The sequence below is a fragment of the Gilvimarinus sp. 1_MG-2023 genome (genome assembly GCF_030548285.1).
Genome location: NZ_JAUOSC010001916.1, coordinates 1 through 229, shown reverse-complemented (window position 1 = coordinate 229; position 229 = coordinate 1). Strand labels below are relative to the sequence as shown.

Here is a 229-nt window from a genome sequence, read left to right as displayed (position 1 = left end):
CTTCCTCACTGCCCTGGGTCAGATCACTAAAGCGGATATTGCCGTCTTCATCAACAATATCGTAGCCGTCGGCGTCCATCGCCACAGCAGCATCCACCAAAGACTGAAACCCAGGGGTGGTGGTGCCATCATAGATACCAACACCGGCTTCATCCCGAGAGGTATTGATGGAAGGCGGGCAATAAGGTCCAATCGTGCCGCTGTCTTCGGTATCACCCACGGTGTTGGC

The 229-nt window shown here is 55.0% G+C and carries 1 protein-coding gene; it reads right to left on the bottom strand.

Annotated features, from left to right (window positions below):
* On the bottom strand, positions 1-229 hold a 229-nt coding region (locus tag Q4563_RS23360), incomplete at both ends, for a hypothetical protein (protein WP_303606246.1).